The 9,752-nt window shown below is 70.8% G+C and carries 12 protein-coding genes; 9 read left to right on the top strand and 3 right to left on the bottom strand.

Features of this window, described 5'->3' with window-relative positions:
- The 3 genes from AC27VN_RS22220 to leuB all read left to right on the top strand — a co-directional run.
- The coding region (locus AC27VN_RS22220) for an aconitase family protein (RefSeq protein WP_490877924.1) at window positions 1–588 on the top strand (588 nt) is incomplete at its 5' end.
- 33 nt (window positions 589–621) lie between these two features.
- Window positions 622–1,239, top strand: a complete 618-nt coding sequence (gene leuD, locus AC27VN_RS22215; RefSeq protein ID WP_490877923.1) for a 3-isopropylmalate dehydratase small subunit — start codon at window positions 622–624, stop codon at window positions 1,237–1,239.
- 23 nt (window positions 1,240–1,262) lie between these two features.
- Window positions 1,263–2,336 carry a 3-isopropylmalate dehydrogenase gene (gene leuB, locus AC27VN_RS22210; protein WP_490877922.1) on the top strand — a complete coding sequence of 358 codons (1,074 nt, stop codon included), beginning with the start codon at window positions 1,263–1,265 and terminating at the stop codon, window positions 2,334–2,336.
- Between the two features lie 34 nt (window positions 2,337–2,370).
- Here the strand turns inward: leuB and AC27VN_RS22205 are convergent, their stop codons facing one another.
- Window positions 2,371–2,592: a hypothetical protein gene (locus AC27VN_RS22205; protein WP_143129320.1), complete on the bottom strand. Its 222-nt coding sequence runs from the start codon at window positions 2,590–2,592 to the stop codon at window positions 2,371–2,373.
- 374 nt (window positions 2,593–2,966) lie between these two features.
- Between AC27VN_RS22205 and AC27VN_RS22200 the strand changes: the two genes are divergently transcribed.
- The 6 genes from AC27VN_RS22200 to AC27VN_RS22175 are packed head-to-tail and all read left to right on the top strand — an operon-like array spanning window position 2,967 to window position 8,522.
- Window positions 2,967–3,812, top strand: a complete 846-nt coding sequence (locus AC27VN_RS22200; RefSeq protein ID WP_490877921.1) for an STAS domain-containing protein — start codon at window positions 2,967–2,969, stop codon at window positions 3,810–3,812.
- Window positions 3,813–3,823: 11 nt separating this feature from the next.
- On the top strand, window positions 3,824–4,198 hold the full coding sequence (locus AC27VN_RS22195; RefSeq protein ID WP_490877920.1) for an STAS domain-containing protein: 375 nt from the start codon (window positions 3,824–3,826) through the stop codon (window positions 4,196–4,198).
- Complete coding sequence (locus AC27VN_RS22190; protein ID WP_490877919.1) at window positions 4,188–4,592, top strand: anti-sigma regulatory factor; 405 nt, start codon at window positions 4,188–4,190, stop codon at window positions 4,590–4,592. The genes AC27VN_RS22195 and AC27VN_RS22190 overlap by 11 nt, the downstream gene beginning before the upstream one ends.
- Window positions 4,583–5,620 (top strand): ATP-binding SpoIIE family protein phosphatase, encoded by a 1,038-nt coding sequence (locus AC27VN_RS22185; protein WP_296787274.1) that lies wholly within the window; start codon window positions 4,583–4,585, stop codon window positions 5,618–5,620. Before AC27VN_RS22190 ends, AC27VN_RS22185 begins: the two co-directional genes overlap by 10 nt.
- The gene (locus AC27VN_RS22180) at window positions 5,617–6,543 is read left to right on the top strand and encodes a sensor histidine kinase (RefSeq protein WP_490877918.1); all 927 of its coding nucleotides are present in this window, start codon (window positions 5,617–5,619) and stop codon (window positions 6,541–6,543) included. Before AC27VN_RS22185 ends, AC27VN_RS22180 begins: the two co-directional genes overlap by 4 nt.
- Window positions 6,540–8,522, top strand: a complete 1,983-nt coding sequence (locus tag AC27VN_RS22175) for a response regulator (RefSeq protein ID WP_490877917.1) — start codon at window positions 6,540–6,542, stop codon at window positions 8,520–8,522. The genes AC27VN_RS22180 and AC27VN_RS22175 overlap by 4 nt, the downstream gene beginning before the upstream one ends.
- Here the strand turns inward: AC27VN_RS22175 and AC27VN_RS22170 are convergent.
- Window positions 8,503–9,564 carry a 2Fe-2S iron-sulfur cluster-binding protein gene (locus AC27VN_RS22170; RefSeq protein ID WP_490877916.1) on the bottom strand — a complete coding sequence of 354 codons (1,062 nt, stop codon included), beginning with the start codon at window positions 9,562–9,564 and terminating at the stop codon, window positions 8,503–8,505. The two genes, AC27VN_RS22175 and AC27VN_RS22170, sit on opposite strands and share 20 nt — an antisense overlap.
- The coding region (locus tag AC27VN_RS22165; RefSeq protein ID WP_490877915.1) for a 4-hydroxythreonine-4-phosphate dehydrogenase PdxA at window positions 9,561–9,752 on the bottom strand (192 nt) is incomplete at its 5' end. The genes AC27VN_RS22165 and AC27VN_RS22170, both read right to left, overlap by 4 nt.

Genomic DNA, 9,752 nt, shown 5'->3' with positions numbered 1-9,752 from the left:
AGCGAAGTGCGGCTTTCGGCCGCCGACATCGCCCCCATGGTCACCTGGGGCAACAGCCCCGAGGACGCGCTGCCGATCACCGGCCGCGTGCCCGATCCCGCGCAGGCGCAGAACGCCGAACGGCGCGAGGCGATGCGGCGCACGCTGGACTACATGGGCCTGGCACCGGGCCAGGCGCTGACCGATCTCGCGGTCGACCGCGTCTTCATCGGCTCGTGCACCAACGGCCGCATCGAGGACATGCGCAGCGCCGCCGAGGTGGTGCGCGGCCGGCGCGTGGCCGAAGGCGTCGAAGCCTGGGTCGTGCCCGGCTCGGGGCTCGTGAAGCAGCAGGCCGAGGCCGAGGGTCTCGATGCGGTGTTCCGCGATGCCGGCCTGCAATGGCGCCATGCCGGTTGCTCGATGTGCCTGGGCACCAATGGCGACCAGGTGGCCGCGGGCCAGCGCTGCGCCTCGACCTCGAACCGCAACTTCGTCGGCCGCCAGGGGCCGGGCTCGCGCACCCACCTGATGAGCCCGGCGATGGCCGCGGCCGCCGCCATCACCGGCCGGCTGACCGACGTGCGCGCCATCCCGCCGGCGCGCTGAAGCGCCGCTGCCACGAACCCACGCCCCGAACCCATGGAAGCCTTCATCTCCCTCGACGCGGTCGCCGCGCCGCTCTCGCGCATCAACGTCGACACCGACCAGATCGTGCCCGCGCTCTACCTGCAGAAGCCGCGCTCGGACGACTTCGGCAACTACCTGTTCCACGACGTGCGCCACGATGCCGCGGGCGCGCGTCGCGGCGACTTCGTGCTCAACGATCCCGTGTACGCGCAGGCGCGCATCCTGGTCGCGGGCCGCAACTTCGGCTGCGGCTCCTCGCGCGAGCATGCGGTGTGGGCGCTGCACGACGGCGGCTTTCGCACCGTGATCGCGCCGAGCTTCGGCGACATCTTCTTCTCGAACGCGCTCAAGAACGGCCTGTTGCCCGTGCGCCTGCCCGAGGACACGGTGCAGTCGATGCTGGCCGAACTCGCCGCCGCGCCCGGCGCGCGCATGCGCGTGGACCTGCGCGCGCAGACCGTCACGCGGCCCGGCGGCGAGGTCGAGTCCTTCGCCATCGATCCCTTCGCGCGGCACTGCCTGCTCGAAGGCCTCGACGAGATCGATTACACGCTGACCCAGCGCGCGCGCATCGAGGACTTCGAGCGGCGCCGCGCCGCCGAGGCCGCGCTGTCCCATTCCTCCCTCTGACCAGCTAGAAAAGGTTCCCAGACATGAAGATCGCAGTGATGCCGGGCGACGGCATTGGCCCCGAGGTGACCGCCCAGGCATTGAAGGTGCTGAAGGCCGTGGTGGGCACGGCCCAGCCGCTGGAACTCGCGCATGCCGCGATCGGCCAGGCCGGCATCGACAGCGCGGGCGACCCGCTGCCCGCGGCCACCAGCGAGATCGCGCGCAAGGCCGACGCCATCCTGTTCGGCTCGGCCGGCATGCCCGGCGACGAAGCCATTCCGTTCATGATGCGGCCCGGCGCGAGCCTGCTGCGCCTGCGCAAGGAGCTGGGCCTGTTCGCGAACTTCAGGCCGGCCTTCCTGTTCCCCGAGCTGATCGGCGCCTCCACGCTCAAGCCCGAGGTGGTCGAGGGGCTCGACATCCTGATCCTGCGCGAGCTCACGGGCGACGTCTATTTCGGCGAGCCGCGCGGCAGCGGCGTCAATGCCGCGGGCGAGCGCGAGGCCTTCAACACCATGCGCTATTCCGAGCCCGAGGTCGAGCGCATCGCGCACGTGGCCTTCCGCACGGCGCGCGCGCGCAAGGGCCGGCTGTGCTCGGTCGACAAGGCCAACGTGCTCGAGGTGATGCAGCTGTGGCGCGAGGTGGTCACGCGCGTGGGCGCCGAGTATCCCGACGTGGAGCTCACGCACCTGTTCGTCGATGCGGCGGCGATGCAGCTGATGCGCGCGCCCAAGCAGTTCGACGTGATCGTCACCGGCAACATCTTCGGCGACATCCTGTCCGACGCGGCCGCGATGCTCACGGGCTCGATCGGCATGCTGCCCTCGGCCTCGATGGCGGCCGGCAGCTTCGGCCTGTACGAGCCGGTGCACGGCACCGCGCCCGACATCGCCGGGCGCAACCTCGCGAACCCGCTGGCCGCGATCCTGTCGATGGCGATGATGCTGCGTTTCTCTTTCGGCCAGGCGGCCAATGCCGATCGCGTGGAGCAGGCGGTGCGCCGCGTGCTGGCCGATGGCTTGCGCACCGGCGACATCTACCAGGCCGGCAGCACGCGCGTGGGCACCGAGGAAATGGGCGACGCGGTGGTCGCGGCCCTGGGAAAGAACTGAAGGAACCCGGTGGAGGGCAGGGCGAAAACCCTGCCTACCAGAGCTTCCACCAGCGCGGTGGCGGCTTGCGAAGTTCGAGCGGCCGCGTGTCGAGCTCCAGGCCCGCCACCGGCATCGAGGGCAGGCGCCGGCGCAGCGTGCGCTCCAGCTCATGCGCCATGCCGCGTGCGCGCGCGTCGCCGCGCAGGGCGCGACGGCGCCATTCCGCAGCCTCTGCGGCCAGTGCATCCATGTCCATGTTGCTGATCTCCACCATGGCGCGATTGTCCCGCGCCGGCGCGCCGCGCATGTAGGCGCAAGCAGTACGTCGACGTACGAATGGATACGCAGCGCGGCCTGCATCCCACATCCAGGCAACAAGAAATCCGCCGCTATGTCAAAAGACATTGCGCGCCGATCCGAATCCGGGCCAAGTCGAGGCCCCGACCCGCTGATCCCGAGTGTGGGACACGGCCTACGCGAGGACGCGGCATCGCTTGACCGACGCCGCTTCGGCCGCACCCGGCCGGGGGATACGATCCCCCACGCGAAACCAAATACTCAAAGAGGGACGGAGTCGCCGCGCGCATCATCGATGCGCGTGGCGATCGGTGGTGGGACCGGGGACCGTGCAAATACCGAGAGGAATCCATGAAGAACGACCATGAAGCGCTGCGCGCGACGCTGCGCGAGGAAGAGAACGACGTCATCGAGGGCTGGCTGGACGAAGCCCGTGTGAAAGAGCCGGGCGCGCGCCGCGCGGCGAGGGCGGAAACCGCCGATGTGCTGCGCCTGCTCGATGGCTTGTTGGCCGCGGGCGGCGATGCCCAGCGCTTCGAAGCCGCCGAATGGGTGCCGCTGCGCGACGCGCTGGCCAACCTCTCGCGCACGCGTGCGGCCAAGGGCGAATCGGCCGGCGACACCAGCCTGTTCGTGCTCGCGCTCAAGAAGCCGCTGTTCGCCGCGCTGCAGCGCCGGCTGGCGAGCGACCCCGCCGCCATGGCGGCCGCGCTGTGGACCCTGTCGGCCACCGTCGACCAGCTGGCGCAGCACACGGTCAGCACCTTCCAGCAGGCGCGTGAGGACATCATCCGCCGCCAGCAGGAAGAGCTGCTGGAGCTCTCGACCCCGGTCGTGAAACTGTGGGAAGGCGTGCTGGCCGTGCCGATGATCGGCGTGCTCGACAGCAGCCGCACGCAGATGGTGATGGAGGCGCTGCTGCAGCGCATCGTCGAGACCGGCTCCGGCATCGCGATCATCGACATCACGGGCGTGCCCACGGTCGACACCCTGGTGGCCCAGCATCTGCTCAAGACCGTGACCGCGATCCGCCTGATGGGCGCTGACTGCATCATCAGCGGCATCCGGCCGCAGATCGCCCAGACCATCGTGCACCTGGGCATCGACCTGCAGGGCGTGCAGACCAAGGCCACGCTGGCCGACGCGCTCTCGCTGGCGCTCAAGCAGGCGGGCTGGCGCATCGAGCGCGCGGCCTGAGCGGAGTCGCCATGGACCGCATTCCCATCCTGCGCATGGGCGACATCCTGCTGGTGACCATCCAGGTCGACATGCAGGACCAGACCGCGCTGCAGCTGCAGGACGACCTGGCCGGCCAGATCTCCAAGACCGGCGCCTCGGGCGTGATGATCGACATCTCGGCGCTCGAGATCGTCGACTCCTTCGTCGGCCGCATGCTGACCAGCATCTCGGGCATCGCCCGCATCCTGTCGGCCACCACGGTGGTGGTCGGCATGCAGCCGGCGGTGGCGATCACGCTGGTCGAACTCGGGCTGTCGCTCGATGGCGTGAAGACGGCGCTCAACGTCGAGCGCGGCATGGAGATGCTGCGCCGCACGCGCCTGGAGAACGCTCTTGGCCGCTGACCCCACGGGCACGCTGCCGCTGCTGTCCGAGCAGAACATCGTGGCCAGCCGGCAGATGGTGCGCGCGCTGTGCCAGGAGCTCAAGCTGTCGCTGGTCGACCAGACCAAGATGATCACGGCCGCCAGCGAGCTGTCGCGCAACGCGCTGATCCACGGCGGCGGCGGGCGCATGCGCTGGGAGTTCGTCGAGCGCAACGGCCGGCGCGGACTGCAGCTGCATTTCGAGGACGAGGGCCGCGGCATCGAGGACATCGCGCTGGCGCTGACCGACGGCTGGACCAGCGGCACCGGCATGGGCCTGGGGCTGCCCGGCAGCAAGCGGCTGGTCAACGACTTCGAGATCCAGTCGGCGCCCGGCGCCGGCACGCGCGTGAGCATCACCAAGTGGAAGTGATCGCGGGCTGGACCCACAAGGCGTTTCCGATCGACGATGCGAGCCGTGTCGGCGAGGCGCGCCGGCATGCGGCGCAGGCCGTGGCAGACATGGCCTGGAACGAGGTCGACGCGGGCCGGGTCGCGCTGGTGGTCACCGAGCTCGGCACCAACCTGCTGCGGCATGCGAACAAGGGCCGGCTGCTGATCGCCGCGCGGCCGCAGATGCACGAGCTCGAGATCGTCTCGATCGACGAGGGCCCCGGCATCGAGAACCTCGCGCTGTCGATGCAGGACGGCCACTCCTCGGGCAGCACGCCCGGCACCGGCCTGGGTGCGGTGCGGCGGCTGGCCGACGAGTTCGACATCCACTCCGCCGTGCCCGAGGGCACGGTCTGCGTGGCGCGCGTGCGCGAGGCGCGTGGCCGCGGCGCGGGCGAGACGCCGGGTGCGCAGCGGCTGCGGATCGGTGCGCTGTGCCTGCCGGCCCCGTACGAATCCGTCAGCGGCGATGCCTGGGCCGCCACGGTCTCGGACCAGGGCGACGCGTTCTGGGTACTGCTCGCCGACGGCCTGGGCCATGGACCCGAGGCGGCCAAGGCGGGGCAGGCCGCGGCCGAGGTTTTCGCCGAAACGCCGCAGCGCGACCTGCGCGACACGCTGCAGCAGATCCACCAACGGCTGCAGACCACGCGCGGCGCGGCCGTGTGCGTGCTGAGCCTCGATACGGAGAGCGGGCGCATCGCCTGGTCCGGCGCCGGCAACGTCGTCGGGCGCGTGCTTTCGGGCACCTTCGACAAGTCCATCGTGACCCAGCACGGCACCGCCGGCATGCAGATCCGCAAGCCCGAGACCGCCACGCTGGAGCTGCCGCCGCATGCGCTGGTGGTGCTGCACAGCGACGGCATCGAGATGCGCTGGCAGGCCGACCGCATCCGGCCATTGCTGCAAAAGGACCCTACGCTGGTCGCGGCCGTGCTTTTGCGCGACCATACGCGTCACCGCGACGATGCGACGGTCGTGGTTCTGCGGCGAAAGGAATGGCAATGAGCAGCAGCGAACCCGGAACCGCGCACGACACCGATGCCTCGGCACTGACGCGTCAGCTGGCCGAGAGCCGCCAGGAGAGCGACGACCTGCGCGCCGAACTCGAGGAAACCAACCGCGGCGTGGTGGCGCTCTACGCCGAGCTCGATGCGCAGGCCGAGCAGCTCAAGAAGGCCACCGAGCTCAAGAGCCGCTTCCTGGCCTACATGAGCCACGAGTTCCGCACGCCGATCAATGCGATTCGCAGCATCACGCGCATCCTCAACGACCGCATGGACGGCCCGCTCACGGCCGAGCAGGAAAAGCAGGTCGGTTTCGTCGAGACCATGGCCTCGGAACTCGCCGAGATGGTCGACGACCTGCTCGACCTGGCCAAGATCGAGGCCGGCCGCGTGGAGATCTCGCCGGCCTGGTTCGAGATGGTCGACCTGTTCTCGGCGCTGCGCGGCATGTTCCGCCCGGTGCTCGGCAACCCGGCCACCGCGCTGATCTTCGAGGAGCCCGAGGGGTTGCCCAAGCTCTACACCGACGACCGCAAGCTGTCGCAGATCCTTCGCAACTTCATCTCGAACGCGCTCAAGTTCACGCCCGAGGGCGAGGTGCGCGTGACCGCGATGCGCGTGGGCGACGACCGCGTGCGCTTCTCGGTGGCCGACACCGGCATCGGCATCGCGCCCGAGCACCATGCGGCCGTCTTCGACGACTACTCGCAGGTCGATTCGCCGGTGCAGAAGCGGCTGCGCGGCACCGGCCTCGGGCTGTCGCTGAGCAAGCAGCTCGCCACGCTGCTCGGCGGCCACGTCGAGCTCGAGAGCGCGCTCGGCGAGGGCTCGACCTTCTCGGTCACGCTGCCGGTGCAGCTGCGGCGCCGGCCCGGCCCCGAAGCGCAGGATGCCGGGAACGAACAACACGCGGGGCAGGCATGAACATCGACCCCGTCATCAACATCACCATCGACCGTTCGCAGCACACGGTGCTGGTGGTCGACGACAACCCCACCACCCGCTACGCCACCGCGCGCGTGGTGCGCGCGGCCGGCTTCCATACCCAGGAGGCCGGCACCGGCGGCGAGGCCGTGCGGCTGGCGCCGAAGAACATCTCGGCCGTGGTGCTCGACGTGCACCTGCCCGACTTCAGCGGCTTCGAGGTCTGCCAGCAGCTGCGCCAGCGGCCCGAGACCTCGACCTTGCCGGTGGTGCACCTGTCGGCGACCTTCGTGCGCAACGAGCACAAGGTGGCCGGCCTCAACGCGGGCGCCGATGCCTACCTGGTGCACCCGGTCGAGCCGCCGGTGCTGATCGCCACCTTGCAGGCGCTGATCCGCGCGCGGCTGGCCGAGGAAAAGCAGCGCGCGAGCGAGGCGCGCTTTCGCGCCATCTACGACCAGGCGCCGCTGGGCATCGCGCTGGTCGACGCCCGGGGGCGTTTCGCCGACGTCAATCCCGCGATGGTCGGCATGCTGGGCCGGCCGCGCGAGACGCTGATCGGCCAGGCGGTCAGCGCCTTCGCGCCGCCCGACTGGACCGCCTTCGTGCACGACCACACCGTCGAGAACGACGATCCGCTGCGGCCCCTGGCGGCCTGGACCGGCGAGTTCCCGCTGCTGCGCCAGGACGGCCGCTGGACCCGCCTCGAATGGACCATGTCCACGGCCATCGAGCCGGGCCTGCGCGTGGGCATCGCGCTCGACGTGTCCGAGCGCTTCGAGCTCGAGACGCGCCGGCGCGAGGTGCTCGAGCGCGAACAGGCGGCGCGCGCCGCGGCCGAGCGCCTGAGCCGCACCAAGGACGACTTCGTGGCCGTGCTCTCGCACGAGCTGCGCAACCCGCTCAACGCCATCGGCGGCTGGGTGCATCTGCTGAAGGTCGGCAACCGCGCGCCCGAGCAGATGGAGAAGGGGCTCAACGCCATCGACCGCAGCGTGAAGGCGCAGGCGCGGCTGATCTCCGACATCCTCGACGTCTCGCGCATCAGCTCGGGCAAGCTGCGGCTGCACCGCGAATGGGTGGACCCGGCCGCACTGGTGAGCGCCTCGATCGAGGCCTCGAACGCGGCCGTGGCCGCGAAGAAGCTGCTCATCCACTTCAACCAGGAAGGCGCCGAGCAGGCCGCCTGGCTCGATGGCACGCGCTTCCAGCAGATCGTGTGGAACCTGCTCTCGAACGCGATCAAGTTCTCGAACGAAGGCGGCCGCATCGTGGTCGACCTGGTGCGCAGCGGCGACCGGCTCCAGCTGTCGGTGCAGGATTTCGGCCGCGGCATCGCGAGCGATTTCGTGCCGCACCTGTTCGACCGCTTCTCGCAGAGCGACTCGCCCGACAACCGCTTCCACGGCGGGCTCGGCCTCGGGCTGTCGATCGTCAAGAACCTCGCCGAGCTGCATGGCGGGCAGGTCTCGGCGCACAGCGAGGGCGAGGGCAAGGGCGCCACCTTGCGCGTGTCGCTCGGCGTGGTGCCCGACGGCGACGGCGGGATCATCCTGCTCGATGCGCGGCAGTCGTCCGCCGATTCGCCGTCGGACCACCTGCTCGCGGGGCTCGAGGTGCTGGTGGTCGAGGACAACGCGGACGCCAGCGAGATCCTGGCCGTGGTGCTGTCCGACGCGGGCGCGCTGGTGCGCATCGCGCCCGACGTGGACGTGGCGCTGCAGCTGCTCGACCAGAAGTGGCCCGACGTGCTGGTGAGCGACATCGGCCTGCCGGGCCGCGATGGCTACGACCTGATCCGCGAACTGCGGCTGCTCCAGGTCGAGCGCGGCAAGCCGCGGGTCTTCGCGATCGCGCACACGGCCTTCACCCGGCCGCAGGACCATGGCAAGGCGACCGAGGCCGGCTTCGACGTGCACCTGGGCAAGCCGCTGCAGCCGCATGCGCTGATCACGCTGATCAACCAGCGCCCCGGCTGAGCGCGGCCTCCTGGGCCGCCGGGCCCTCCACGAACACATCGGAATGGAAGTCGGCGGCATCGAGGCCGCAGTGCGCGAGCGCGGCCTCGCGCACTGCCGCCACCATCGCGGGCGAACCGCAGCAGTACAGCGCATGCCCGCGCAGGTCGGGGCAGGCCTGCACCAGGGCCTCGTCGGCCCGGCCGCGGACCTGCTCGGCGCGCAGGCCGTCATCCGCCGTGGCGTCCTCGTCGCTCAACGCCGCGATGAAACGCAGCGAAGGCCACTGCCGCTGCCAGCGCGCGATCGCGGCGGGCAGATAGATGTCCCGCGCCCGGCGCGCGCCCCAGAGCAGCGTGATCGGCCGGTCGACGCGGCGTTTCATCAGGTCGTCGAGGATGGACTTGACCGGCGCGAAGCCGGTGCCGCCGACCACGAAGACCAGCGGGCCGGTGTCCTCGCTGCCACCGGCCAGCGAGAAGGCGCCGAACGGCAGCTCCACCTCGAGCACATCGCCGCTCGCGAGCTGCGGCACGCGCGCGCTGAAGGCGCCGCCCGGCACGTGGCGCACGTGCAGCGTCAGCGTGTCGCTCTCGTGCGGCGGATTGGCCATCGAGTAGCAGCGCGTGCTGCCGTCGTCGAGCTTCAGCTGCAGGTACTGGCCGGCCTGAAAGCGCGCGCGCTGGCCCGCGGGCAGCCGAAGCTGCAGCAGCGAAACGTCGGGCGCCGCGAGCTGGTGGCGGAACACCTTGGCCACGAAGCGCTTGCGTGCCGCGGGATCGACGCGCCGCCACGAAATGGGCCGGATCTCGAGCGCCGGACTCGCGGCCGTGCACATGCAAAACAGCACCTGGCCCGGCCCGCAGGTCTCGTTGACCATCGCGCCACGGTCCGCGGACGCGACCTCGCCGTGCGCGACCGTGCCCGCGCAGTTGCCGCACACGCCCTTGCGGCACGAGTGGGGCAGCTCGATGCCGGCGCGCAATGCGGCGTCGAGCACGGTCTCGCCCTCGTTGCCGTCGAAGGCCAGGTCGCTGTCGGCGATGGCGATGCGGTGGCTCATTGCGCGGCCTCGCCGGAAGCGGTCGGCAGGCCCGACAACAGCGCGATGGTGCGCAGCACGGCCTCGGGGCTCGCGATACCGCGGCCCGCGATGTCCATCGCGCTGCCGTGGCCCACGCTCGACAGCAGCGCGTCGGCGCCGATGCTCAGGGCGCTCGCGGCCCGCGGCGCCAGCAGCTTGACGGGGAT

Source organism: Variovorax sp. 20P10.2.4, from assembly GCF_058244205.1.
Note: the sequence above shows the minus strand (reverse complement) of the source record. Positions and strands in the feature narration are given on the sequence as shown.